23 protein-coding genes and 1 pseudogene are annotated in these 24,005 nt (G+C 55.9%); 5 read left to right on the top strand and 19 right to left on the bottom strand.

Going from position 1 to position 24,005, the window contains the following annotated elements; genetic code table 11:
• Window positions 1-3: 3 nt before the first annotated feature.
• Both HCR00_RS04520 and HCR00_RS04515 read right to left on the bottom strand, forming a co-directional pair.
• Window positions 4-906, bottom strand: coding sequence for an SIS domain-containing protein (locus HCR00_RS04520; protein ID WP_166985980.1), 903 nt, complete (start codon window positions 904-906; stop codon window positions 4-6).
• A 60-nt stretch (window positions 907-966) separates the two neighbouring features.
• Window positions 967-1,545: a phosphorylase family protein gene (locus HCR00_RS04515; RefSeq protein ID WP_167143169.1), complete on the bottom strand. Its 579-nt coding sequence runs from the start codon at window positions 1,543-1,545 to the stop codon at window positions 967-969.
• A gap of 141 nt (window positions 1,546-1,686) precedes the next feature.
• Between HCR00_RS04515 and HCR00_RS04510 the strand changes: the two genes are divergently transcribed.
• Window positions 1,687-2,187: an S-ribosylhomocysteine lyase gene (locus HCR00_RS04510; protein WP_167143166.1), complete on the top strand. Its 501-nt coding sequence runs from the start codon at window positions 1,687-1,689 to the stop codon at window positions 2,185-2,187.
• Window positions 2,188-2,194: 7 nt separating this feature from the next.
• Here the strand turns inward: HCR00_RS04510 and HCR00_RS04505 are convergent, their stop codons facing one another.
• From HCR00_RS04505 to HCR00_RS04470, 8 genes are all read right to left on the bottom strand, one after another.
• Entirely contained in the window at window positions 2,195-3,187 is a 993-nt protein-coding gene (locus HCR00_RS04505; RefSeq protein WP_167143163.1) for a malate dehydrogenase, read from the bottom strand.
• A gap of 96 nt (window positions 3,188-3,283) precedes the next feature.
• Window positions 3,284-4,444 carry an acyl-CoA dehydrogenase family protein gene (locus HCR00_RS04500; protein ID WP_167143160.1) on the bottom strand — a complete coding sequence of 387 codons (1,161 nt, stop codon included), beginning with the start codon at window positions 4,442-4,444 and terminating at the stop codon, window positions 3,284-3,286.
• A 37-nt stretch (window positions 4,445-4,481) separates the two neighbouring features.
• Window positions 4,482-5,678: a CaiB/BaiF CoA transferase family protein gene (locus HCR00_RS04495; protein ID WP_166985994.1), complete on the bottom strand. Its 1,197-nt coding sequence runs from the start codon at window positions 5,676-5,678 to the stop codon at window positions 4,482-4,484.
• A gap of 68 nt (window positions 5,679-5,746) precedes the next feature.
• Window positions 5,747-6,304: a hypothetical protein gene (locus HCR00_RS04490; protein ID WP_166985997.1), complete on the bottom strand. Its 558-nt coding sequence runs from the start codon at window positions 6,302-6,304 to the stop codon at window positions 5,747-5,749.
• Window positions 6,305-6,357: 53 nt separating this feature from the next.
• Window positions 6,358-6,879: an amino-acid N-acetyltransferase gene (locus HCR00_RS04485; RefSeq protein WP_166986000.1), complete on the bottom strand. Its 522-nt coding sequence runs from the start codon at window positions 6,877-6,879 to the stop codon at window positions 6,358-6,360.
• Window positions 6,879-8,066 carry a UDP-N-acetylmuramate dehydrogenase gene (locus HCR00_RS04480; RefSeq protein WP_167143452.1) on the bottom strand — a complete coding sequence of 396 codons (1,188 nt, stop codon included), beginning with the start codon at window positions 8,064-8,066 and terminating at the stop codon, window positions 6,879-6,881. Before HCR00_RS04480 ends, HCR00_RS04485 begins: the two co-directional genes overlap by 1 nt.
• Before the next feature lie 129 nt (window positions 8,067-8,195).
• Window positions 8,196-8,654 (bottom strand): MaoC/PaaZ C-terminal domain-containing protein, encoded by a 459-nt coding sequence (locus HCR00_RS04475; protein ID WP_167143157.1) that lies wholly within the window; start codon window positions 8,652-8,654, stop codon window positions 8,196-8,198.
• Between the two features lie 2 nt (window positions 8,655-8,656).
• On the bottom strand, window positions 8,657-9,100 hold the full coding sequence (locus HCR00_RS04470) for an FAS1-like dehydratase domain-containing protein (RefSeq protein ID WP_166986006.1): 444 nt from the start codon (window positions 9,098-9,100) through the stop codon (window positions 8,657-8,659).
• A 151-nt stretch (window positions 9,101-9,251) separates the two neighbouring features.
• Between HCR00_RS04470 and HCR00_RS04465 the strand changes: the two genes are divergently transcribed.
• A complete protein-coding gene (locus HCR00_RS04465; RefSeq protein ID WP_166986008.1) occupies window positions 9,252-11,018 on the top strand; it encodes an acetyl/propionyl/methylcrotonyl-CoA carboxylase subunit alpha in 1,767 nt (588 codons plus the stop codon).
• A gap of 77 nt (window positions 11,019-11,095) precedes the next feature.
• On the opposite strand, the gene groL is transcribed toward HCR00_RS04465, so the two are convergent.
• The 3 genes from groL to HCR00_RS04450 all read right to left on the bottom strand — a co-directional run bounded on the left by groL (window position 11,096) and on the right by HCR00_RS04450 (window position 14,651).
• Entirely contained in the window at window positions 11,096-12,715 is a 1,620-nt protein-coding gene (gene groL / locus HCR00_RS04460; protein WP_166986011.1) for a chaperonin GroEL, read from the bottom strand.
• Between the two features lie 229 nt (window positions 12,716-12,944).
• Complete coding sequence (locus HCR00_RS04455; protein ID WP_167143154.1) at window positions 12,945-13,523, bottom strand: LytR C-terminal domain-containing protein; 579 nt, start codon at window positions 13,521-13,523, stop codon at window positions 12,945-12,947.
• Between the two features lie 9 nt (window positions 13,524-13,532).
• On the bottom strand, window positions 13,533-14,651 hold the full coding sequence (locus tag HCR00_RS04450; protein WP_166986017.1) for a heme/hemin ABC transporter substrate-binding protein: 1,119 nt from the start codon (window positions 14,649-14,651) through the stop codon (window positions 13,533-13,535).
• Window positions 14,652-14,741: 90 nt separating this feature from the next.
• On the opposite strand from HCR00_RS04450, the gene HCR00_RS04445 reads away from it, so the two are divergent.
• Both HCR00_RS04445 and HCR00_RS04440 read left to right on the top strand, forming a co-directional pair.
• Complete coding sequence (locus tag HCR00_RS04445; protein ID WP_167143151.1) at window positions 14,742-15,812, top strand: FecCD family ABC transporter permease; 1,071 nt, start codon at window positions 14,742-14,744, stop codon at window positions 15,810-15,812.
• Between the two features lie 2 nt (window positions 15,813-15,814).
• Window positions 15,815-16,654, top strand: coding sequence for a heme ABC transporter ATP-binding protein (locus tag HCR00_RS04440; RefSeq protein WP_167143148.1), 840 nt, complete (start codon window positions 15,815-15,817; stop codon window positions 16,652-16,654).
• Window positions 16,655-16,661: 7 nt separating this feature from the next.
• Here HCR00_RS04440 and HCR00_RS04435 read toward each other — a convergent pair whose 3' ends face one another.
• Both HCR00_RS04435 and HCR00_RS04430 read right to left on the bottom strand, forming a co-directional pair.
• Window positions 16,662-17,516 (bottom strand): HtaA domain-containing protein, encoded by an 855-nt coding sequence (locus tag HCR00_RS04435; RefSeq protein ID WP_167143145.1) that lies wholly within the window; start codon window positions 17,514-17,516, stop codon window positions 16,662-16,664.
• 13 nt (window positions 17,517-17,529) lie between these two features.
• Complete coding sequence (locus HCR00_RS04430; protein WP_167143142.1) at window positions 17,530-19,533, bottom strand: HtaA domain-containing protein; 2,004 nt, start codon at window positions 19,531-19,533, stop codon at window positions 17,530-17,532.
• Between the two features lie 200 nt (window positions 19,534-19,733).
• On the opposite strand from HCR00_RS04430, the pseudogene msrB reads away from it, so the two are divergent.
• Window positions 19,734-20,132 (top strand): annotated as a pseudogene (msrB, locus tag HCR00_RS04425) (peptide-methionine (R)-S-oxide reductase MsrB); the annotation flags it as partial.
• A gap of 124 nt (window positions 20,133-20,256) precedes the next feature.
• Here msrB and resB read toward each other — a convergent pair.
• Genes resB through HCR00_RS04405 form a run of 4 tightly spaced genes read right to left on the bottom strand, consistent with a single transcriptional unit; the run spans window position 20,257 to window position 24,000 of the window.
• Window positions 20,257-21,915, bottom strand: coding sequence for a cytochrome c biogenesis protein ResB (gene resB / locus HCR00_RS04420; RefSeq protein WP_166986033.1), 1,659 nt, complete (start codon window positions 21,913-21,915; stop codon window positions 20,257-20,259).
• Window positions 21,916-21,933: 18 nt separating this feature from the next.
• Complete coding sequence (locus HCR00_RS04415; RefSeq protein ID WP_167143139.1) at window positions 21,934-22,710, bottom strand: cytochrome c biogenesis CcdA family protein; 777 nt, start codon at window positions 22,708-22,710, stop codon at window positions 21,934-21,936.
• A 3-nt stretch (window positions 22,711-22,713) separates the two neighbouring features.
• On the bottom strand, window positions 22,714-23,343 hold the full coding sequence (locus HCR00_RS04410; protein ID WP_167143136.1) for a TlpA family protein disulfide reductase: 630 nt from the start codon (window positions 23,341-23,343) through the stop codon (window positions 22,714-22,716).
• A complete protein-coding gene (locus HCR00_RS04405) occupies window positions 23,344-24,000 on the bottom strand; it encodes a histidine phosphatase family protein (protein WP_166986042.1) in 657 nt (218 codons plus the stop codon). It lies immediately after the preceding gene.
• Between the last annotated feature and the right edge of the window lie 5 nt (window positions 24,001-24,005).

The raw sequence follows: 24,005 nt of genomic DNA, 5'->3' as shown, positions 1-24,005 counted from the left end.
CACCTATGGTTCGAGAATGATTGAACGGGTCAGACCGCGCGGTTTATCAGCGTCAAGCCCGCGGTGGCGAGCACGTTCAACTGCAACCATGTGTGTAGCTACAAGACTCGCCATCGGGTCAAGCTCTGGGCGCTCAATGAATTTTGCATCAAGCGCCTCAACCTGTGCGCGCAGACCCTCCGGCGCAACACCGAGCATCCAGGTGGCGCGGTTCTTGTTTGCGATTGAGATTGGGCCGTGGCGGTAATCCATTGCTGAATAAGACTCGCACCACGATTGCGACGCTTCACGGTTCTTTAGCGCGGCTTCGTGCGCGAGACCGATAGTCCAGTCGCGGCCGAGGAACGCGATTTGCTCTGCTGTCACTAAGTCTTGATCTACTTCTTCGCTCAGCACCTGCGCACAGTCAGCGATCGCTTTATCAAGGTTTTCACCGGTGTGTGCACGCAGCAGCGCGAGCGCTGTGGTGGCAAATCTGGTCTGCACAACCGACTGCTCATCCGCGAACGGCAGCGGAATCAGCTCATCAACTATGTCAACAATAGGGGTGTTTGGATCCCCCACAATTGCGGTAACCGGAATTCGCCCGCGCACACGCTCGATGGCTTCTAGCACCTCTGTTGTGGTTCCCGAGCGTGTGATAGCGAGCACACGGTCGTAAGGACGATCAAGCTTTGCTTCGGTTGCGAGGAAGCTGTCGGTCTCACCGAAACCAGCGGCCTCACGAATCTTCGCATAGCTTTCGCCAATAAAGCTTGGTGTGCCGCACGCAATAATTGCGAGACGTTCGCCCTTTTTCGGGAGGTTGACCTTGCTAACAAGATCAACAGCGGTTTGCCAGTTGTCTGGCTGGGTACGCAGTTCTGCGTCCATCCATGCGCCGAGCGCCTTTGCTTGTTCATTCATAGTAAAAATGATAGTTCATGATTACTTGAAACTCCAAATAATCATTAACGATCATTTTGGCTATTTTTCTGAGGCAGCAGCGCTGAGCTTCTCATCGTAAAATTTGCGCAGCTGCTGACTCTTTAAGAAAACCACTTCATCCCACTCAGCAACTGCAGCCTCGTCAGCAAAGTCGCTGGGCACCTTATACACCTCAAGAGGCACCCCAAACCTGTCGGCGATGCGGGCATAGGCGTAAATCTCCATGTCGCACAGCGAAGCACCGAGCGAGACTATTTCGCGGCGCTTCTCGTCAGTGCTGACAAACTCATCACCGGTCGCGATAGCCGCTGTCGCCTCCCATTTCGGGCTGTTGGTAATTGCAACCTCCGGGCTCGGCAGTGGAAAGTCGTGCTGCACAGCCCGCGTTATCTGCACCACCGTGTCGAGGTCGTGCTCACGCCCTACAATGCCGGCGGTGCCAAGCACAATAACTCGCTGATATGGGTTACCGCTAACTGCCGCCTGATGCAGCGCAAATGCCAGCTCTACAGCAGCGTTTACCTTTCCCACACCCGTTACTAGGTGTGGCAGATCTGTAAACGCAGACGCCTCATCTTGGTGCGCGAAAACGAGCAGCGTAGAAAGTGCGGAAGCCAAAATAAATCCAATCTAGTTATGCGCCGACAGCATATTTCAGCGACCATTCCAGCCTAGCTTGGCATGCTATGAGTTTCTACCGGCCTGCAATTTGCCGTAATCTCTCCGCAGATACGCACCAATAGCGCATACAATATTCGCATGTCTGAAAACAAGGAACTGCAACTTGCACAGGTAGAGAGCTTCGAGTTGGATCACACCGCTGTTAAAGCTCCGTATATTCGCTTGATCGGCGTAGAGCACGGCCCGAAAGGTGATGCAATCAGCAACTTCGATGTGCGCCTAGTGCAACCAAATGAGCAGGAAATTCCAACCGCAGGTTTGCACACAATCGAGCACACAATCGCAGGTCTGCTGCGCACACGTCTTGCCGGCGTAATAGACATCTCTCCGTTTGGGTGCCGCACCGGTTTCCACCTCATGGTTTGGGGAGAGCCAACAGTGCGCGAAGTTGCTGAGGCAATTCGCTACTCACTAGCAACTATTGCAGAGCGGATCGAATGGGCAGATGTGCCAGGAACAACAGCTGAGTCGTGCGGCAACTACCGGGATCATTCTCTCCACTCAGCAAAAGAGTGGGCAGCACAGATTGTGGCGCAGGGGTTCAGCCTTAACGCTTTCGACCGCAGCGAAGTTGTCTAGGTCTCAACTAGTCGATAAGACCCAGTTCGCGCACAGCTTGACGCTCTGCGTCAAGCTCTCTGGCTGAGGCCGCTATCAAGTTGAGTGTTTCCTCTGACACGTCAAGATCCTTAACGATCTGCCACTCACCATTAGCGGTAGTGACCGGGAAGGAGCTCACGAGCCCTTCTGGCACACCGTAAGAGCCGTCAGAGACAACGCTCATAGAAACCCAATCGTCAGCAGCCGTGCCCAGCACCCAGTCACGCACATGTGCGATGGTTGCATTTGCAGCTGAGGCGGCAGATGAGGCTCCACGCGCCGCAATTATGGCGGCACCGCGCTTGGCCACAGTCGGGCGAAACTCGTCTGCCACCCAGTTCGCATCTACCTGCTCGAGCGCTGCACGATCGTTCACAAGTGTGTGCGCCAAATCCGGCACCTGGGTGTCTGAATGGTTGCCCCAGATTGTCATGCGCTTAACCGCCCCAGGTGAAACTTTGAGTTTCGCGGCAAGCTGCGCAATAGCACGGTCGTGATCGAGACGGGTCAGCGCTGTGACGTTCTTTGGGTCAAGACCCGCCCCGGTCGCAAGCACTGTCAGCGCATTTGTGTTTGCCGGGTTACCCGTTACTGTCACCTTCACATCTTTTGCGGCTGCTGCCGCCAGCGCCCGCCCCTGGCTCGCAAAAATCTTTGCGTTCGCAGCCAACAGATCAGCTCGCGTCTCACCCGGCCCGCGCGGCTTAGCCCCAACCAGCAGGGCATGGTTCACTCCGTCAAACGCTGCTTCGGCATCTGCGCTCCACCGCACATCAGCTAACAGCGGAAAGGCGCAATCAGCAAGCTCCATTGCCACGCCCGCAACTTTTTCGACAGCCGCAGGCACCTCCAGCACCGAAATCTCTACCGGCTGGTCGGGGCCAAACATTTCACCTGCTGCGATCCGAAAAAGCAGCGCGTAACCAATTTGACCCGCACCGCCGGTAACCGCAACCTTGATTGGAGTTTTTGCAACCATTTTGACTCTTTCTAGTTTTTAGATTCGCAAAATTGGCGGAGCTGTTCAGCACAGATCCGCGCTCGAGAGCCCCACCAATTTTGCGCTGTGCCAGGATTAAAACGCTGCGAGGCCGGTGAGCGCACGACCCAAAATGAGCTGATGCACCTCATCGGTGCCTTCGTAGGTGCGCACCGACTCGAGGTTTGCCATATGGCGCATAACCGGAAAATCGCTGGTGATACCGTCACCGCCGAGCAGTGCGCGACAGGTTGAAGCGATCTTGATCGCCTCACGCACGTTATTAAGCTTGCCCACTGAAATCTGGTTGTGGTGCAGCTTGCCCGCATCCTTCAAACTGCCGAGGTAGTGCGCAAGCAAAAGACCCTTCTCATACTCAACAAAACAATCAGCGAGCTTGCCCTGCACAAGCTGCTTCGCGCCAATTGGCTCCCCAAAGGTCTCACGTGTTTGAACGCGCTCAACCACAACCTCAAGGCAGTTGCGGGCAGCACCCATAACACCCCAAGCGATGCCGTAACGGGCCTCATTCAGACACTTAAACGGCGCCGACAGACCCTGCCCATTAGGCATCACAGCGTCAGCTGGTAGACGCAGATCGGTGAGGGTAATTTCAGTCTGTAGTGAAGCGCGCATCGAAAGTTTATTTTCGATTGCCTGCGCCGCATATCCCGGAGTGTCGGTCGGCACAACAAAACCGCGCACAACACCTTCTTCATCTTTCGCCCAGATGACGGCAACATCAGCGATTGTGCCCAGCCCGATCCAGCGCTTCTTACCGTTGAGCACCCACTCGTCACCGTCCCTGCGAGCGGTTGTAATCATAGTGTTCGGATCGCTGCCCCCCTGTGGTTCGGTGAGCCCGAAGCAGCCAACAGTCTGCCCCTTACCCATCTTTGGCAGCCAAGTCTGTTTCTGCTCTTCTGATCCGAACTTGTAGATTGCGCCCATTGCGAGAGAGCCCTGCACACTAAGCATGGTGCGGAAGCCGGAGTCAACAGCCTCAAACTCCATCGCCACCAGGCCGTAAGCAACTGACGAAGCACCGGCCAGACCGTAGCCGTTCATATACATTCCGAAGAAGCCCTGCTCGCCCACCTCCGAGACAAGCTCAACCGGGAGGCGGCGATCCTCAAAATCGCGATCGATAATCGGAGCGATCTTGGTCTGCGCAAATTCGCGTGCTTTTAACTGCCACTCGCGCTCTTCTGCCGTGACAAGATTTGAGACGTCGAATAGATCGTCAATGGTGCTCATTAGTGCCTCCTATTTTGGTGCAGGTGTGTGCTTGGTTCTACTCAACGTCGAGCCAGGTGCAACCTTGGTGTTCAGCTAGTTTTGGTGGAGCCAGATGGTAGCTGGCAGGTGTTTTAGAAAGGTGGATCGGGTTGGCAACCGTTGGCACCTCAACTGCGGTGCCGTCTGGTGCGATTCCTGTCAAAGACGCAATTGGATTCAGGCCGAGCGCTGTGGCGTAATCAAACGCCTGCCCAACAGTGTTGACGCGACCTGCTGGCACCTGCTGTTTTTCAAGCTCACTCACCCAATGCTCTGCGGTGTTCGCCAGCAGAGCGCCCTCAAGTAAGAGGCGCAGCTCTGCGCGGTGCGCAACGCGAGAAGCATTGGTCTTAAACCTCTCGTCAGATGCGAGCTCCGGTTTGCCAAGCACCTCAACAAGTCGGTTAAATTGCGCGTCTGTGCCCACTGCGAGCGCGATGGTCTGGTCTGCTGCCGCAAACGTTTCGTAGGGGGCGATTGACGGGTGAGCATTACCCATGCGTCGCGGCGAAGTGCCTGTTTCAAGGGTTGAGGATGCCTGGTTGCTCAGCGCTGACAGCAGGGAGGTGAGCAGTGACAGTTTCACGTGCTGCCCCTGACCGTAAACCTCGCTGCCAGCAGTGTCACGCGCCCGGAGGGCGGCTTGTATGCCGATAACTGCATTTAAACCGGTGATGATGTCAACCATCGCGACACCAACCTTATTTGGTTCACTCTCTGGGCTGCCGGTGATGCTCATCAGGCCACCAACGGCCTGCACGAGCAGATCGTAACCGGGCAGGCCCGCGCCTTTGCCGTCGCCAAAGCCGGAAATTGATGCATACACAAGCCGTGGATTTTTTGCGGCGAGCGTCTTGTAGTCAAGGCCAAATTTTGCCATTGTGCCGGGCTTAAAGTTTTCAATAACAACGTCTGCGGTTTCTGCAAGTTCGCGCGCAATTTTTAGGTCTGCAGCATTGCTCAGGTCGAGCGCGATCGAACGCTTACCACGGTTGGCGCTCACAAAGTAGGTTGCCTGCCCAGCTTTGTTAACCGGCGGCGTCCACTGTCTGGTGCCGTCACCTGCGGGGCTTTCAATTTTTATAACGTCCGCGCCCAGATCCGCAAGCATCATAGTTGCATAGGGGCCTGCGAGCACCCGTGAGAAATCTGCAACGCGCACACCAGCGAGCGCACCTTTGCCGTGTGAACTTGGCTTAGATTGGCTGTTCATTCAGATCCTCTCAGGCTCACCCCTATCCTACTCTGGGTTAACTAAAGAGGCTAATTTACGGGTAACGGTTAATACAGCAGAAACTGTACTGAGCTTTTCCCGGGCAGCTCCCCCAAGCCCACCCGCAAATGGTAGGCCGCTCCACCGGCAATCGCATCCGGCCGATCATCGTTACAGGTGTCTTCGGTCGAGCGCTGGCGCTGCCACTCAAGTGGCGCGCTTTCAACCTTCTGCCCTGGTTTTAAAAGCACGAGTCGATGATCCGCCTCAGTTTGGCAGTGTGTCGAAAGCCACACCATTTCTGCGCCTGACGAGATCTCAAATATCATCTGACTGGTGCCAACGTCGTAGTAGCATGTCGCTTTTCCGGTGTTTTCTAGCGTCAGCGACAGCTTCGGCAGCTCGCCCGGGCCGTAACTATTTTTATCGGTCACAGGTAGCAGCTCGAGATCGCCTGCTCCGCACTCGGTTGCTTCCGCGTTGGCAGCGGAATTGCGCGGCGCAGATGTGTCAACCAAGCCGTCTAACAGCGTTACTTCATTGCGTGCTGTCGGCCCGAGTGAAAAACGGCCGGTGATTAGGAAAACAGCAAGCGCCGCAAGCGAAACAACAATAGCGGCCACCATTAATCGCCGTCTTCGAAAGGTTTTGCGAGTGGGTTTACTGTCTATGATGTCGGTCACTGCGCCACCGTCTTCACCATGCGTGTGTTGCCGAGTGTGTTGGGGCGCACCCGCGCAAGATCCAAGAATTCGGCGACGCCCTCATCTCGCGAGCTTAAAAGCACCTCATAGGCTTCAGCAACAAACTCTCCCGGTTCTGCGGGCAGCACTTGAAAACCGTGCCGGGCAAAAAACTCCACCTCAAATGTTAGACACACAAGCTGTTTGAGACCCAGCTCGATAGCATCAGCTTCGATCCGCTCAACCAAAGCGTGCCCAACACCTTTGCCCAACGCCTCTGGCACAACTGCAAGCGTGCGCACCTCACCAAGGTGCTCCCACATGACGTGCAGCGCACCGAAACCTAGCAGCTCTCCGCTGGCATCTTCTGCAACATAGAACTGCTGAATTGTCTCATATACGGTCACCGGATCCTTACCCAACAGAATCCTGTTTTCAACCAGCGGCTGCATTACCTCGAGAATTCTCGGCACATCTCCTGTGCGAGCCTTGCGCACACTAACGTCTTTGAGCGTCATCAGATTTCGATCCCGTAAATATTTGGTTCAGGGGCAAGCACGACACCAAATTCGGCCTGCACCATGCTCACAACATAGCGGGCAAGCTCACCGATTTCAGCGGCGGTCGCACCGCCACGGTTTGTAATTGCGAGGGTGTGCTTATCAGATATTGCAGCTTTTGAGCCGGGCAGGCGGAAACCCTTTTTAATGCCAGCATTCTCGATTAACCAAGCGGCCGACAGCTTCACCCGTCGCTCACCCGATTCGTAGTCTGGCAGCGGTGGCAACTGGCCGTCGCGGATTGCATCAAAGGTGGTGACAGTATCGCTGGCTTCCTCAGCATCAACCGGGAATCGCGGCGCGTGCGATGGCAGGGTGCGCGCAAACTGCTCGCTCACGATCGGGTTCATAAAGAACGATCCTGCCGATACACTGTTCGGATCTTGCGGATCAAGCACCATGCCTTTTTCAGCCCGCACACGCAGCACAGTGTCACGCACCTCTCGCAGCGGCACCTGGGCACCGAGCTTCACACCGAGTGCCTTTGCAAGCTGCGGGAAGATAATTGGTGCGCTCAGCGGCTGCCCTTCCGCGGTGGTGTTCTCCCGGCTCGCATCGAGCACCAGATCAATCGACAGCACAACTGCTTCGTATCCCTGTTTCAGAATAGAATCACGGTATGCAAGCCGCAGCTCCGCTGCCGGTAAACGACGCACAGCTGCGAGATCACGCTCATAAAGTTCAACAGAGTGCAGTGTGTTTGCTAGCTCGCCGCCGTATGCGCCAATATTTTGCACGGGAGCGGCGCCGGCAAGACCCGGGATCCCAGAGAGCATTTCAATACCCGCATAGCCCTGCGCAACAGACCAGGCTACAAGCTCATCCCAATCCTGACCGGCCTGCACACGCACTCTGACTTTGTTTTCTGGCAGATTGTCGTCTGCCACAACTGCAATACCGGTGTTACGCACCAACAGCACCGAGCCTGGATAGCCCGAGTCCGCAACAATAGTGTTCGAACCGCCACCCAAGAGCAGCCACGGATCTTCCGACTCCCAGAGCCCAGCCGCGTGCGCAGCCAGTTCGAAAGCGGTGCGCGCCACCAGAAGCTGCGCAAATTTACCGCCGACCTGCATTGTTGTGAGGCTTGCAAAGTCGGTCGGCGTCTGCCCGTCGGGGGTATCTTGTGCCGCGGGCTGCGGCATGCTGACATGCTCTCGCTCGTCAGCAGTAGCCGCAGGCTCTGGCGCTGCTGACGGAAGGTCATCGGAGTAGCGCTCAGGCTCACCCCGGCTCGCAACTATTGCAGCAATTTCTTCTGTTGGATCAGGCATTTAATTGGCGACCTGACGCGGCGAATCTGTCTCAAAGAATTGCACCAGCACGAGAGCCTTCACAAGCACTGTTTTACCCTCGAAATAGGTGTCAATTTTAAACTGTGCTGTGCGTGCATCAGGATCGAGTGCGTTCACAGCTATCTTCACCTCAACGGTTGCGCCAGATTCAGCGTCAACCCACACAGGGCGTGTGAATCGTGCTTGGGCGTCAAGAATTACGCCGGCGTCACCCAGCCACTCAGCGACCGGCGTGGTGGCAACACCCATCGTGAGCATACCGTGGGCGAGCACACCCTGAAGCCCAACCTCTTGTGCAACATCATCGCGATAGTGGATCGGGTTAAAGTCACCTGAAGCTCCTGCATAGCGCACCAGAGAGTCGCGTGTCAGATGGTAGCTTCGTTCCGCGATAACAGAGCCAACTGTAAGCTCTGCAAACTTTGGTGAGTCGGTCATAATTATTCAGCTCCCCTCACTACGAGAGTAGAAATCGCAGTCACGACATGGTCACCATTGGCATCGGCGATCTCACTGGTTGCGGTGATCATAGAGTTACCGCCGAGTGATTTCACATCAGTTATCGTCATCTGCGCAGTTAGCTCATCACCCGCAACGATCGGACGGGTGTAGGTAAAACGCTGGTCACCGTGCACAACATGTGAAAAATCAACGCCAGCTTCTTCGTCTGCGAGCAGCTGTTGCAGAGTGAAGTCTTGAATCACCACCGCAAAAGTTGGTGGCGCCACCACATCTTGAAAACCGGCTGCCTGTGCTGTCGCGACATCAAAGTGCACGCGCGCCTCGGATTTTACAGCTCGCGCAAACTCGCGCACTTTTTCGCGCCCAACAAGATACGGAGCCGTTGCTGGATACCTGCGCCCCACAACTTCTGCATTAATCATGCTGTCAATCCTACTCTTGGGGGCGGTTTAGCAGCAGAATAACGCGCAGCAATACCGCAGCTACCGCTGACAGAAACACAAACTATTTTGTAGGTTTTCGCCAGGGAAACCACGCTATTGATTGGAGTAATCAGAGTATAAACTGTAAGGCATGTCTCGAATTCACAAAGTGTTAGTAGCCAACCGCGGTGAAATCGCAGTCCGTATTATTCGCGCCGCACACGATAGCGGCATTTCCTCTGTCGCGGTTTATGCCGATCAGGATCGCGATGCGCTGCACGCGAAGCTGGCAGATGAGGCTTACGCGCTAAACGGGACGACAAGCGCTGAGACCTACCTAGTGGTTGAGAAGATTCTTGATGTTGCTCGCCGCTCTGGCGCGGATGCGGTGCACCCGGGCTACGGATTCTTAGCGGAAAACGCTGACTTTGCGCAGGCCGTCATTGATGCCGGCCTAACCTGGATAGGCCCTGCACCGGAGGCAATCAATATGCTCGGCGACAAAGTGTCGGCCAGACACGTTGCCGAAAAGGTGGGTGCCCCGCTAGCTGCTGGCACCAGCGATCCGGTCGCAAATGCGGAGGAAGTGCTCGCTTTTGCTGATGAGGTTGGGCTTCCCATTGCGATTAAAGCCGCCTACGGTGGCGGTGGGCGCGGCCTGAAGGTCGCCTATAAACGGGAAGAGGTTGCTGAACTGTTTGAGTCGGCAACCCGCGAAGCCGTAGCCGCATTCGGACGCGGCGAGTGCTTTGTTGAAAAATACCTTGAGAAGCCCCGCCACGTCGAGACGCAGTGCCTGGCCGACCAGCACGGCAATGTGGTTGTAATCTCAACTCGCGACTGCTCACTGCAGCGCCGCCACCAAAAGTTGGTTGAAGAAGCTCCCGCTCCTTTCCTCACTGATGAGCAAATTAAGCGCCTGTATGACTCTTCAAAAGCCATCCTGCGTGAGGTTGGCTATGTGGGTGCCGGCACATGTGAATTCTTGGTTGCGAAAGACGGCACTGTGTCTTTCCTCGAGGTGAACACCCGACTGCAGGTGGAGCACCCCGTCTCTGAAGAGGTCACAGGCATCGATTTGGTGCGTGAACAGTTCCGCATCGCCGAGGGCGGGGTTATCGACTACAGCGATCCGAAAACGAGTGGTCACTCCTTTGAGTTCCGTCTGAACGGCGAAGATGCCGGGCGAGGCTTCCTGCCCACACCGGGTGTTATCACGCACTTCACTCCTGCATCAGGCCCGGGCGTGCGTGTAGATACGGGTGTGACCGCCGGCGATGAAATTAGCGGCGCCTTTGACTCCATGCTCGGCAAACTAATCGTGACCGGCGCAACTCGAGCAGAAGCTCTTGAGCGCGCCCGCCGGGCCCTTGCAGAATTTGAAGTGGCGGGTCTCCCAACAGTGCTGCCTTTCCATCGCAGGGTTGTGAACGAGCCGGCATTCACCGCTGAAAACGGTGAGTTCGGTGTTTACACTCTATGGATCGAGAATGAATTCAATAACGACATCGATCCTTGGGAGGGTGAGTCGCAGCCGAATATGATTGCGCAGAAACGGCAAAACGTGGTTGTTGAGGTTGACGGGCGACGCGTTGAAGTGATGATGCCGACGACGCTGCTGCCGCTTGCCGACCAGTTGGTCACCCGCGGCCCCGCCCCAAAGCGAAAATCTTCGGGCGCGGTTGGGGGTGCTTCAAGCGACGCCGTTACCGCACCGATGCAGGCAACCATTGTGAAGGTTCCTGTCGAAGATGGGCAGCGTGTTACCAAGGGTGAGCTTGTCGCTGTGCTTGAGGCGATGAAAATGGAGCAGTCTATTTTTGCGCCGCACGACGGCGTTGTGCACTCGGTTGATGCACCGATCGGGCAAACTGTGCCCAACGGTCATGTGCTGCTTGTAGTTGAGCCAGCCGAATAGCCACTCGGTTAAAGCTTCTAAATAATATTTGGGGCGGCAACCAGTTTGGTTGCCGCCCCAAAATTTGCTTTAAGAGACTAGAAGTCCATACCCGCAGCTGGGTCAGCCGCAGCAGGAGCTGCTGGCTCTGGTTTCTCAGCCACAACAGCCTCGGTTGTCAGGAACAGACCTGCAATAGATGCAGCGTTCTGCAGTGCTGAACGGGTCACCTTAGCTGGGTCGAGGATGCCCTGCTCAACCAGGTTGCCGTACTCACCTGTTGCAGCGTTCAGACCGAAACCTGATTCGAGCTGTGACACGCGATCAACAACAACGCCCGGCTCAAGACCCGCGTTGGTTGCAATCTGACGCAGTGGCGCCTCGATAGCAGCCTTCACGATACGCACTCCAACGCCCTCGTCACCATCAAGCTTGAGTGAGTCGAACACAGCGGTGCCAGCCTGGATTAGAGCAACGCCACCACCGGGGAGCACACCCTCTTCAACAGCTGCCTTAGCGTTGCGGATGGCGTCTTCAATGCGGTGCTTGCGCTCCTTCAGCTCAACCTCGGTCGCTGCACCAGCCTTAATAACGGCCACACCACCAGCAAGCTTGGCAAGACGCTCCTGCAGCTTCTCACGATCGTAGTCGCTGTCGGTGTTCTCAAGCTCACGGCGGATCTGCGCAACACGACCGGCGATAGCATCTTCTTCGCCGCCACCCTGCACGATGGTGGTCTCATCCTTGGTGATAATCACCTTGCGTGCGGTGCCGAGCATATCGATGGTTGCGCTCTCAAGCTTCAGGCCAACCTCTTCAGAAATTACCTGGCCGCCGGTGAGGATCGCAATATCCTGCAGCATTGCCTTACGGCGATCGCCAAACCCTGGTGCCTTCACTGCGACAGACTTGAAAACGCCGCGAATCTTGTTCAGTACGAGAGTTGCGAGAGCCTCTCCCTCAACGTCTTCAGCGATGATCACAAGCTGCTTACCAGACTGCATAACCTGCTCAAGAACAGGCACCAGATCCTTAATGTTTGACACCTTGCTGTTCACGATGAGGATGTATGGATCCTCGAAAACAACTTCCTGACGATCTGCATCGGTGACGAAGTATGCAGAGAGGAAGCCCTTGTCAAAGCGCATACCTTCGGTCAGCTCCAGCTCGGTGCCGAAGGTGTTTGACTCTTCAACGGTGACAACGCCCTCTTTACCGACCTTGTCAATCGCCTGCGCAATGAGCTCACCGATCTCAGGATCCGCCGCTGAAATAGATGCGGTAGCTGCGATCTGCTCTGTGGTCTCAACCTCGGTTGCGTTCTCAAGCAGCTTCGCGTTAACAGCGTTAACAGCCTTCTCAATACCGCGCTTGATAGCGATTGGATCGCTACCGGCAGCGACATTTCGTAGGCCCTCACGCACAAGCGCCTGCGCAAGAACGGTAGCTGTTGTGGTGCCGTCACCGGCAACGTCATCGGTCTTCTTCGCTACCTCTTTAACGAGCTCAGCGCCGATCTTCTCATACGGATCGTCAAGCTCAATCTCCTTAGCGATTGAAACACCGTCGTTAGTGATGATTGGTGCGCCCCACTTTTTCTCAAGCACAACGTTGCGACCGCGTGGGCCGAGGGTCACTTTAACCGCGTCAGCGAGGGTGTTCAGCCCACGCTCAAGACCGCGGCGTGCTTCTTCGTCAAAAGCAATAATTTTTGCCAATTCTTTGCCCCTTCTCGGCAGGTTTGTTTTGGTTACAGCACCAACAAAACCAGTTACGAGGAGCGCAGAAATTAGCACTCCTCGCCATTGAGTGCTAACTCAATTTTGGCACTCGCACCCTGAGAGTGCAAACGGCATTCTCGGTTTCTCAGCGAATTCCTATAGTTAAACGCTGTCGGCAGACAAGCCTGTCTAGCTCACAGAGTCTCAACACTAAAAAGTCAGCAAGTTAGCGACCGGGGCCCTGATAATCACTCCCTAAGAGCACAACCAGGTCAGCTGGCTGCTCCGCATAGGTCTCGCTCTTATAGTGGCTAACTCCGCCAAGCTCACGCGCCAGCGCGATAGCGGCACCCTCATAGGCGTCATCGGCATAGAACACAGCGGAGATCTTGACATCACTGTCGGCAGCAATATCTGTGAACTGAACCTGCCCTAAATCACGGTTAGAAATCTCACCCGCCACACTGTCAGCGAGCTCAGAGACCGTAGTTCCGTTCACAACAATGACACGAGCTTCCGGGTCGAGCTCAGCCACAACTTTTTCGTTTTTAGTAGCTGCTGTAACGCGGTCAGCAACAGCAGCGCCCCCGCTCCACTGCGTGATCCATAAGATGCCTAAAGCAGAAACAATTATGGTGAGCACTAAAACCGTGAGCACCCATTTTCCAAAGAATGCGGGGCGTGGCACAGCGCGATGCGCACCGATCTTGGCGTCACGACCGCCGCCGATCGGAATATCATCAAAGCGATCCTGTGGAAACTTCAGTTTCTGCGCTCCACGGGTCTCACTCTTTTGCTCTGTCACGCTGCAATTCTATCCCTTCAGGCTGTCGGGTGCGTAGAATGCTCGCGCCAAACCATCGAGCGTATCAGCGGCCCGGGTCACACCTGAGAAAATTCTGGTGTCAGGCGCATCTACAATGCGACGCCGCTCACCCGCATCGGTTAGAGCAACCGCCTGATGCGTCTCGAGCATACCGTCAACTCCCCCAACGCTTTCAAGCCCCTTAGTCATCACAAGAATTAGATTTGGGTCTGCCGCAACGAGCGCCTCGTCGTTCATTGGCTTATGGCCCTCCCAGCCAATTTCCTCAGCAACATCAACCGCTCCAAGCGCATCCAGGATGGTATCAATTCCGGTGCCCTTCCCAAACAGGAAGAAAACGCCAGGCCCGCGCATGTAAAGGAAAGCTACCCGCGGCAGTTTCTCAGGGTCTGCGGGCACAAGCGCCTTTATCTCAGCAATTTTTGCCTCGATTTTTGCCTCATAGAACTCTCGCAACTCAGCACCCATCGCGCTCACGCCGAGCACATCTGCAACCTGCTGCCCCTGCTCAAACGATTCTTCATAAGTGCTCGCAGAGCGCACAAAAGCGACTGCAACCCCCGCATCACGAAGCTGTTCGATGACGTCAATAGGGCCGACTGTGCCGTCAGAAATCACCAGGTCAGGGTTCAGCTCAAGAATAGATTCAGCGTCCACATTGTGCCCGCCCTGTGTCACAACAGGAATATCCAGACCGGGCAGATCCGTTGAAATATCGGCTCCAACGATTTTGTCGCCAAAGCCGTATGCGTAGATAAAGTCTGACAGCGCCCCGGTTAGTGACAGCGAAACTATCCGCTCAGTAGATTTTACAGTCACTTCGCTCTCACCCGACGGAGGTCGTGAGGTCACCGTCACGGGGAGCTTTTGCTCAACTTTGCTGTCGAGCGGCTGCAGATCATTCTCCGGCAGCAAAACGGTAGACGGGCCTTCGTATGTTGCAGGATTATCTACCGGTGTCAGCTCACTCAAAGGCGCTAATTTTGGCGCTGAGTTTGCGTCAGCCGTATCAGATGCGGATCCGCTAGCGCATCCGGATAAACCAAGAGTTACGGCAGCCATTAACGCCGTTATTTTCGCTGCCAAAGACACTTTTTTACGCCCCATTTTGGCGACCCCTTCACAGGTTCCAGAAAATTATTATCTGCGGTTAGTAAGACTACCCTAAGATTGAACTGAATAACAGAGTAAATTTTTATGCCAAAACCATCAATCGCACCAAACCCAGCAGCCCGATCTGCGCGCGCCGCAGTGCTCAATTTTGGGCTCCTCATTTTATTGCTTGCAACCGTTGTTGTCTCGATGATGCTCGGTCAAGTGAGCGCCTCACCCGCTGAGGTCATGGGCGCAATCCTTAATAAAGTTGGCATCGACTGGCTGCCGCTGCCCGAGCATCCAAAAGCATTAGACACGCTCTGGTCGATTCGCTTTCCGCGCATTGCGGTTGCCGCGCTCGTCGGCGCAGCGCTGGCGCTTGCAGGTCTTCTAATGCAGGCAATTTTTGGCAACCCACTGGCAGAGCCGGGCGTTGTTGGGGTGAGCTCCGGAGCCGCACTCGGCGCCGGCATCGCCATTGTTTTTGGCATCACCTTTTGGGGCGGCTGGACAACCGCTTTAATGGCTTTTGCCGGCGGCCTAATAGCGACACTAACCGTCTATTTCCTCAGCCGCGGCGGCGGTAAAACTGAGGTTGTTACGCTCGTGCTCACCGGTATCGCAGTGAACGCTATCTGCGGCGCAGGTATCGCCCTCATGATGTTTATTGGAGACACAAGCAGCCGCGAACAAATAGTCTTTTGGCAGCTGGGCTCAATGGCCGGCAGCGGTTGGGCTGAGGTTTGGGTGATCCTTCCAGTTCTTATGGTTGGCGCTCTTTGCAGCCTGCTGGTTGCACGCAAACTCGACCTGCTATCGCTCGGTGAGCGAAACGCCAGACACCTCGGTGTGAACGTCGAGCTGCTGCGTCTGAGTGTCATCATTGTGGTCGCGCTAGTTGTTGGCGTGTCGGTCGCCTTCACAGGGATTATCGCGTTCGTCGGTCTTGTGATCCCTCACATTATGCGCGGCATTTTGGGCCCTGCGCACGGCCCGCTGCTGCTCTCCAGTATGCTCGGCGGCGCACTGCTTTTAACGCTTGCTGATGTTGCTGCGCGCACCCTGGTTCCGATGGCGGATCTCCCAATTGGCATGATCACCTCTCTTATCGGCGGCCCGTTCTTCTTCTGGCTGCTGCGTCGCACACGTCAATCTGCAGGAGGGTGGGGTTAAATATGGCTGCAACCATTCCAATTCCATTACCGGGCGGCACCGCAATCTGCGCCGCACGCAATCTGCGCGTGACACGAAGCGACTGCAACCTTCTCGAAGACATAAATCTCGAGGCGCACGCCGGCGAGGTGCTAACACTGCTCGGCCCCAACGGCGCTGGAAAATCAACTCTGCTAGCCGCACTATCTGGTGAGCTGACGCCCTCAGCCGGTGAGGTTGACTTCTGCGGCTACCCGATAGCTGATTGGTCTTTGAAGGATCTCGCCAGGCGGCGCTCTGTGCTGCTGCAGGAGCACAAGCTGATGTTCCCGTTCAGCGCGGGTGAGGTTGTAGAAATGGGGCGCGCACCCTGGCAGCGCACACCGCTCGATCACGATGATGAAGCAGCAATCGCGGAGGCGATGGAGGTTGCAGAGGTCACGCATCTTGCGGATCGTCGCGTTCCAAGCCTGTCTGGCGGTGAGCGGGCCCGCGTTAGTTTCGCGCGTGTGCTTGCCACTCGTGCGCAGGTAGTTATGCTCGATGAGCCCACGGCGGCGCTCGATCTGAAGCATCAGGAAGCTGTGCTGCAAACCGCCCGCGCTTTAGCAGCGCAGGGTAGCGCTGTGATTACGGTGCTGCACGATCTGAATTTGGCGGCTGCTTATTCAGACCGGATTGCGCTCTTAAAGAAGGGTCGCCTACAAGCTATCGGCACCCCGCGCACAGTGCTAACCTCACAGACGGTCTCAGAGGTTTATGACACTCCTGTTGAGGTTATCGCGCACCCACGCACGGGCGAGCCGCTAGTGCTGCCACTGCGGTCTCTCGCGCCCGTGTGTGAGTTTCACGAAGTAGTGTAGCTTGTAGCTACTGCTCAGTGCGTTTCTTCCCGCCGCGCAGGAGGGCGATACCGGCGCCGACCACAGCCACGCCAGCGACCGCACTAATTGCGATTGGCACCCAGTTGGTTCCACTGTTTGCCGGTTTCTGTTCATCAACAACCGGAGCAGCCTGCGACTCTTCCATTGCAGTCTTGCTGTCAGCGCTGTCACTCTCTTCAGCGGCTTCACCGCCACTCAAAGCGTTTTTCACACAGGTTGAATTACCCGCTGTCAGCGTTATCGGATCGAGCTCTTCACCCGCGACATAGTATCCGCCGAAAGCTTCTGCGCCCGCCTCGGTGAGGGTTGCCGGCGCGCCATTAATTGACCAGGTTTCGCTGTTCAGTTCGAGCGCTTTGCTGGTATCGATGTGCGCCATCTCAACCTGTTTTGCGTTCACCTTCTCTTTGCCGGAGGTGTCGTTTGAGTAGACGTCAAGCAGCAGAGTTGCGCTCTCGGCGCCATCAAGGCGCACAGTCGGGTTTGAGATTATGAGGTTGAGCACACCGTTGTGCCCCGTAAACTGCACTTTACCGGGCATTGAAACGCCCACAGTCAGATCACTGGGGTTACCCTCACCTGATCCGCCCCCGAAAATAAAATCTGGGGTTTCATAGGCCGCGCCCTCAGAAACCTCCCAAGCGCCGTTAGCGATTGAGCCTGAGATATACGAGCGGAAGCTCGTCTTTACACCCCAGGTCAGCGTGCCATCGGTCACCTGGCAGTGCTCAGCCTCGTCATGAGCCGCAGCGATGGTTGCCGGAACCAGCACCAGCGATGATGCAACAGCTCCTGCGGCAACGACGGTTGCAAACGTACGTTTAATTGATGTTTTCTGCATTATTTAAAGTTTCCTAAGCCTGTTGATTGCGAGCACGAACTAGGAGTAAGAGCATGATGGCTGCAAGAACTGTGAGCGCAGCAGCAACCCACCACCAGATATCAGCGCCGGCGTTTGCAATAACTCCCGCCTGCACAGCCTGTGGTTTATCTTCTGCAGCTGACTCAGACGCAGCGGATAGCTTCTCAGTTTTTGCAACTTTAAGCTTTTGCTTATCTTTTGCTTTCGCCGCTGCCTGCTTCGCCGCAAGTTCGGTGCCGGAATTGTTTGCCTGCTGGTTACCTGCGGCAACAACCACAGCGCCTGATGCTGCGGCGGCACCAGCGCTAGCGCCAGAACCGCAGACGCTGCCTGAGCTGCCCGCGATGAACGAAACAGCCGGATCCCAACCAATCTGACCGCGGTTAAAGCCGCTGCCTAGGAATGCGTTAGCACCAGCACCGGGGATAAAGCTTGCGCCGTTAAAAACTGATGCGCCACGCTCTGTGACTGTGCGGCCCTTGAGCGCCAGAGAGCCCCAGTGCACTCCGTTTGCATACAGTTCGGCACGGTTTGCGCTCACAACACGCACATAAGGGTTGGCGAAGGTCTGGTTCAGCAACCCGTGGTGGGCGTAGTAGTTGATGCTGCCGGAGTAGTAGATAGTGCCAGTCCCGTTTTTCGCATTCCACTCACTGCCGACCTGCGGGAACACAAACCCGCCCGGGCCGCCGCCAACTCCGTTAGCGGTAACGGTGCCGTTGGTCTTCACAAGCGTTGCACGCCCTGCCACATAGCCCTCGCCAACGTAGCGGCCGAAGGAGGTTGAAACTCCCCAGGTGAAGCATCCAACTTCCGCCCCGAGCACAGCTGGTGCGTCATTTTTCACAGCCGGCTGTGGCGCAGGCTGCGGTGCCGGTTGCGGGGCGGGAGCCGGAGCTAGCACCGGCGGATTCGGGGCCTCGGCCTCACTAGAGTCCTCAGTTTTTAGATTGGCACCAACAGTGAAGGTGATGTCTTCCAGCTGTTTGCCGTCTTCATAAAACTCTTCAAAGTATGCGAGGTTTGCGCCCTTCGCAATGTAGGTCTTGGCGCCCTCCCAAGTAATAGCGCCGTCATCTGCAACGGACTTCTTAGCCTTGGAAAGATCAATCTCGGTTAGCGCAAAACGCTCGCCGTTGTGCTGCACGTAAAGCCGACCCTTATTGGCATCGATCACTTCGATTTCAGGGTTTGCGAGCACACGCTGCAAAGCACCATTGTGTCCGTAAAAAACGATCACGCCGCTGTAGCGCACAGACCCGGTCTGTTTCTCAGCGTCCCATGCTGCATCGCTCAGCTGCGGGTATTCAAAAAGGCCGTCTTTATTAACCACCGCTGGTTCGGTTGGGGTGATCGTGCCGTGTGCAATTGGGCCAACCACGTACCTACGGAATGATTCGAGCAGACCCCACACGAGCTTCCCCTCAGCCCGGGTAGTCTCGCTCGGTGCGGCCGGATCAGCCGGGGCTGCTGGGGTGGCAGGCTGTTCAGCCTCACCAGTCTCGCTAGTCTCGTCAGGCTCTGCAGGCGGGAAGACAGCATTCCAATGTTCTGGGGTTACAGTGAGTGGCACGGTCGCATATTTGGTGTCAGCGTTGTATTTAGTGCCCGACTGCCAAAACACAAGCTCGTACTGTTTGGTGCGATCAAGCTTTTCTGCAACCGCTAAACCGGTCGCCGTTAGCGCACCATCTTCGGCGCTCAGCTCCGCAGTATAGGGCAGCGTGCTTATGCCATCTTCACTGTCGAGCGCTGCGTAATCTTCGGCCGGCACCAGCGCCACAGCAGCGCTGGCAACCTCAGGCGCCAGCCCTTGCAGAACAGCCTTAATCTGCAAGCCTTCTTCGCTCGCATTCAGCACTTCGCCAGCGGCTTCAGCTTCTGCTGCATGCGCAGCAGTTGCCAGCAGGCTCGAAGAGGTAAATACAAAACCTAGCGCAATCACTAAAGCAACAAGTGCCGCGAGTGCGCGTCGCAAAGAGTACGAAGCAGTCATAGCGCCTTCCATCAGATCTACTTAGGTTAAACTTACCACCCGCAGAGGAATAAGTCACCTAAAATTCAAAAGTTCATCTGTTGAACTTATTTTTATAGTTCTGATCAGGGATTTAGAAAATTTATTACAGATAATTTTTATGTCCAGCCAGCTCCCTTTATGCTTGTTAGCACAGTATTAACAACAACCTGAGGAGTCTCGTGAGCATCGATCCGAACGCCGCAAACCGTACCGACGCTGAATGGCGTGAGATTCTCAGCCCGGAAGAGTATCGCGTTCTGCGACAGGCCGGCACTGAGAGACCGGGCACCGGCGAGCTCCTGCACGAAAACCGCGACGGCCTCTACCGCTGCGCCGCCTGTAAAGCAGAGCTGTTTCTTGCAGGCACCAAATTTGATTCCGGCTGCGGGTGGCCGAGTTTCTATGAGGTTGTGCGCCCAGATGCCGTAAAACTCCTCGAAGACAACAGCCTGGCACGCACTCGGGTTGAGGTGCGTTGCGCGAACTGCGACTCACACCTCGGCCACGTTTTCCCTGACGGCTTTGGCACTCCAACCGGCGATCGCTACTGCATGAACTCAGTTGCTCTAAACTTTGAGGCTGGCGCCAGCGCCGAGGGGCCGGTTGAACAGACTGGCGAGTCTGTGTTTTCCGCTCACAACCGTGACTGCACCTGCGAAAATCACGCACCGGGCGCCGAAAAAGCTTACTAAATTTTCAGCGCTAGAGTTTCGCAAGATGCTGGCTGCGAATGTGCGCCACAGCGGCTTCGAGGCTCGGATCATCACCGCGCGCTAATCCCGCATACTGCAGAGTAAAACCATTATCGGTGAGCTGCGCTTTTACCCACATTCGACGACGCGGCACAAACAGTGACGCCAACAGGCCGACAATTGAAGCTAGGGCAGAAACCAGCACACCACGCGCTGAGGGATCCTGCTTTAGCTCCACAGCCGCATAACGCGGCACTGCCTCAAGCGTGATTGTGCCCATCCCCTCTGGCAGATCGACAGTTTCTCCCACCGCTAGCGCGAGTGACTGTTTCTCAACCTGACGCCCGGTTAGCTGCTGCAGTTTATCGGTGTTCAAGCTATATACCGATTGCGGAATACCGCTGTTGATGCCCAAATCACCAACAAAAACATCAAGCGTTAAAAGCGGCTTATTCAAGTCTGGATAGGAAGATGCAAACGCCCCAGACTCAAGCTCAGCCACGGTTGGATAAAAGAAACCGCGCAGCCCGACCTGCGTTGCCTCGCCGTTGTGTTGCAGTCCGTATGGGATTTTGATCACGCCGACAGAGGTCAGGTTGAGATCCTGCGGAATAAACAGCGTGCTTTCACTGAACACCACTTCGCCCGTGCTGTTGCGCACGGTCAACTTTGGGGCATACCCATTTTGCACAAGAAAAATAGGGGCACCGGTTGACCGCATCGGATGGTTAACTCGAATACTGTCTGCATACTCGGTGCCATCGGCGCGCGTCACACTGACGGTCGCACGAAAATCTTTCGCGATCCCCACACCCGATGCAAAGCCGTCTTCCGGCTCCACATAATCAACCGACAGATCATCAAGTTTCACACGAAACGGCTCTAAGTGTGCCGGATCAAAAAAGCGCCCTGCTGTAAAAGAGTCATAGTCGATTAGTGAGTTCACCAGCGACTCACCCTCAACAACGGCTTTTTGCGCATTGAAGCTAAAACCCGCACCAATTGCAACGGAAACCAAAACTCCCACCAGCCCCACGTGAAACACCAGGTTACCGGTTTCACGCAGATAACCACGCTCAGCTGACACGCTGAACTCTTTCGCTCCCGCACGCGACACAGTCTCCTGCACACTCGTGCGATACCGCATACCAGACAGCAGCTCTGCCGCCTTTGCGATAACACGCTGCGCGGTCTCCTCGCGCTCGGTCACGCTGGCTTCGGGGTTTTGCACCTGAAATTCTGTGTATCCGACCATGCGGCGCAGCTGCGCAGGGGTCTTTGCGGGATCGGCCCGCAGCGCTTTGATGTGGTGTGTGATGCGCGGAATAATACAACCGATTAGTGAGATAAACAGCAGCAGATAGATGGCGGTGAACCACACCGAAGAGTAAACATCAAATGCCTGGATCGGAAACGCATCAAGCACTTTAAACAGTTCAGGGTTGTCAACTTTGAACTGCTCGACACCGTTTGGGTCGGCGCCGCGCTGCGGCACTAAAGACCCCGGCACCGCCGCAACAGCAAGCATCAAAAGCAGCAGCAGCGCAACACGCATTGAGCTCAGTTGACGCCAGAACCAACGCACCCAAGACAGAATTCCCTGCCCCTGTTTTTCGATCTCAGGCCTAACCCGGCCGGAGCCATCATCGTAGTCATCTGGTCGCAGCATCTGTCACCCTTCGCGCACCTACAGCGGCAGCACAAACCCGCCGATCCAAGCCTGCAAAACATACATCATGCGGGTCCACAGACCGGTCAACATCAGAATTCCAATCAAAATCAAAATCACGCCGCCGGCAATATTCACAGCCCGCATATTCTTGCGGATCCAGCCGATTGCGCGGGCCATCCAACCAAAGCCTGCGGCAACCAGGAGGAACGGAATGCCAAGCCCAAGGCAGTAAGCGATGCCGAGAATTGCGCCGCGGCCGGCGGTGCCCTGCGTCAGGCTGAGCGACATGATAACTCCGAGAGTTGGCCCCATGCACGGTGTCCACCCAATCGCAAACACCGCGCCCAATAGCGGCGCACCGGCAAGCCCAACAGCAGGTTTAGAGTTGGTTTTGTGGGTGCGCTGCAGCGGTTTAAAAACACCGATAAACGCCAAACCAAGCACAATCACAAGCGCACCGAAAATCTGCGTGATCAGCATCTCCCACCGCAATAACCAGGCTCCGACAACACCCGAGAGCGTTATCAGCGCAATAAACACGGCCGAGAATCCGAGCACAAACAGTGCAGCACCAGCTAACATTCGCCGCTGCCCCCCAAGGGCGCGCAGGCGTTTACGGCCGGCACCGGTCGTTGCTGCTGCTGCCAGCTCGGCAGATCCGCCAACATAAGCAAGATACCCCGGCACGAGAGGCAGCACGCACGGAGAAAAGAACGATAGTGCGCCAGCGAGCACCGCAACCAGTGCAGCAGCGAGCACCGAACCTTCATAAATGAGCGATTCCACAGGCACTCACTAACTGCCGGCAGTCTCAGCTGCTGTTTCTTTGATCATTGTCGACAGCTGTGATGCTCCCGCGATCTGCCCTAAAATACGGTGGGCAACGCGCCCCTCCCGATCAAGCACGAGCGTTGTAGGAACAGCGTTCAAGGGAATGGCACCCGCAAATGCGCTCTGCACAGCACGGCCATCTGCAACATCCATAATGGAGGCATAAGGCACATCAAACTCGGCGGCAAACTGTTTTGCTTGTGCGGCCTGATCACGTGTGTTTACACCCAAGAATCGCACTCCCTCACCATGCCACTGGGCATAGGCCTCATTCAGGTCAGCCGCTTCAGCGCGACACGGAGCACAGCCGGCGTACCAAAAATTTACGACGGTAATGTTTCCAAGAAACTCAGCGTTTGTTATCGTGTTGCCATTTTCGTCGGTGCCGGAGAATTCAACCGGCGCGCTGCGCTCGCTTGCAGGGATCGAAATACTCGAGCCGTCACCGGCCACAAAACCTGTGTCGGCGGCAGCAACCAACGCTTCGTTCGAGCTGGAACAAGCAGCAAGACCGAGGGGTAGCAGCAGCACTGCCCCGATACCGACAAGCTGCTGTAAGCGCCACTTTTTAGCGACCGCACGCCCTCTGCTCATTTATACCGCCCCCACATCGTTAGCTTGATTGATCAGTTCCGCAGCCGGGCTCACATAAGCAATTTCACGCCACACATCATCAATCTTTTCGAAGGTTGTGATGCTCGAAAGATCGCACCGTCTGCTTGCCGGGTTATGCATTAAAGGTTTGCCATTGATACGCCTGTGCGCAGCCCAAATTACCGCCTGGTGACTGACCATCACAATATCGCCTGCGACGTCAGAAGCCTGCGCCAGCGTCCAGGCATCATCCATTGCGGCGAGCACGCGGCGCGCAATTCGGGCGTAAGGCTCGCCCCAGCTCGGCAGCACCGGATTCCACAGCTTCGGAAGGTGCCGCAACTGCTTGAACGCAGAGTCTGGGCCGTGATTCTTCAGACCCTCGAATTTATTCGTCGGTTCAATAATGCGTTGCTCAGTCTTAATTTCGCGCTCGAACACCTCGGCTATCGGTCTTGCAGACTGCTGTGCCCGAAGCAGCGGCGACGCATAAAGGTGGCCGACTGCAACACCTGAATCAAGCAGTGCCTGCGTCGCCAGTTCTGCCATCTTGCGGCCGTTCTCGCTGAGCGCATAACCCGGCAGACGACCATAGAGAATGCCCTCTGGATTATCTACCTCGCCGTGCCGAATGAGATGAATTTTGTGCGAACTCACTCTAT

This window comes from Canibacter zhoujuaniae (genome assembly GCF_011752005.1).
GTDB classification, from domain to species: domain Bacteria; phylum Actinomycetota; class Actinomycetes; order Actinomycetales; family Microbacteriaceae; genus Canibacter; species Canibacter zhoujuaniae.
Note: the sequence above shows the minus strand (reverse complement) of the source record. Positions and strands in the feature narration are given on the sequence as shown.

Bases quoted from the DNA above. Each gene is read 5' to 3' on its own strand.
- HCR00_RS04520 (WP_166985980.1), bottom strand. From the start codon at position 906: ATGAATGAACAAGCAAAGGCGCTCGGCGCATGGATGGACGCAGAACTG.
- HCR00_RS04510 (WP_167143166.1), top strand. From the start codon at position 1,687: ATGTCTGAAAACAAGGAACTGCAACTTGCACAGGTAGAGAGCTTCGAG.
- HCR00_RS04505 (WP_167143163.1), bottom strand. From the start codon at position 3,187: ATGGTTGCAAAAACTCCAATCAAGGTTGCGGTTACCGGCGGTGCGGGT.
- HCR00_RS04500 (WP_167143160.1), bottom strand. From the start codon at position 4,444: ATGAGCACCATTGACGATCTATTCGACGTCTCAAATCTTGTCACGGCA.
- HCR00_RS04495 (WP_166985994.1), bottom strand. From the start codon at position 5,678: ATGAACAGCCAATCTAAGCCAAGTTCACACGGCAAAGGTGCGCTCGCT.
- HCR00_RS04490 (WP_166985997.1), bottom strand. From the start codon at position 6,304: ATGGTGGCCGCTATTGTTGTTTCGCTTGCGGCGCTTGCTGTTTTCCTA.
- HCR00_RS04485 (WP_166986000.1), bottom strand. From the start codon at position 6,879: ATGACGCTCAAAGACGTTAGTGTGCGCAAGGCTCGCACAGGAGATGTG.
- HCR00_RS04480 (WP_167143452.1), bottom strand. From the start codon at position 8,066: ATGCCGCAGCCCGCGGCACAAGATACCCCCGACGGGCAGACGCCGACC.
- HCR00_RS04475 (WP_167143157.1), bottom strand. From the start codon at position 8,654: ATGACCGACTCACCAAAGTTTGCAGAGCTTACAGTTGGCTCTGTTATC.
- HCR00_RS04470 (WP_166986006.1), bottom strand. From the start codon at position 9,100: ATGATTAATGCAGAAGTTGTGGGGCGCAGGTATCCAGCAACGGCTCCG.
- HCR00_RS04465 (WP_166986008.1), top strand. From the start codon at position 9,252: ATGTCTCGAATTCACAAAGTGTTAGTAGCCAACCGCGGTGAAATCGCA.
- HCR00_RS04450 (WP_166986017.1), bottom strand. From the start codon at position 14,651: ATGGGGCGTAAAAAAGTGTCTTTGGCAGCGAAAATAACGGCGTTAATG.
- HCR00_RS04445 (WP_167143151.1), top strand. From the start codon at position 14,742: ATGCCAAAACCATCAATCGCACCAAACCCAGCAGCCCGATCTGCGCGC.
- HCR00_RS04440 (WP_167143148.1), top strand. From the start codon at position 15,815: ATGGCTGCAACCATTCCAATTCCATTACCGGGCGGCACCGCAATCTGC.
- HCR00_RS04435 (WP_167143145.1), bottom strand. From the start codon at position 17,516: ATGCAGAAAACATCAATTAAACGTACGTTTGCAACCGTCGTTGCCGCA.
- HCR00_RS04430 (WP_167143142.1), bottom strand. From the start codon at position 19,533: ATGACTGCTTCGTACTCTTTGCGACGCGCACTCGCGGCACTTGTTGCT.
- resB (WP_166986033.1), bottom strand. From the start codon at position 21,915: ATGCTGCGACCAGATGACTACGATGATGGCTCCGGCCGGGTTAGGCCT.
- HCR00_RS04410 (WP_167143136.1), bottom strand. From the start codon at position 23,343: ATGAGCAGAGGGCGTGCGGTCGCTAAAAAGTGGCGCTTACAGCAGCTT.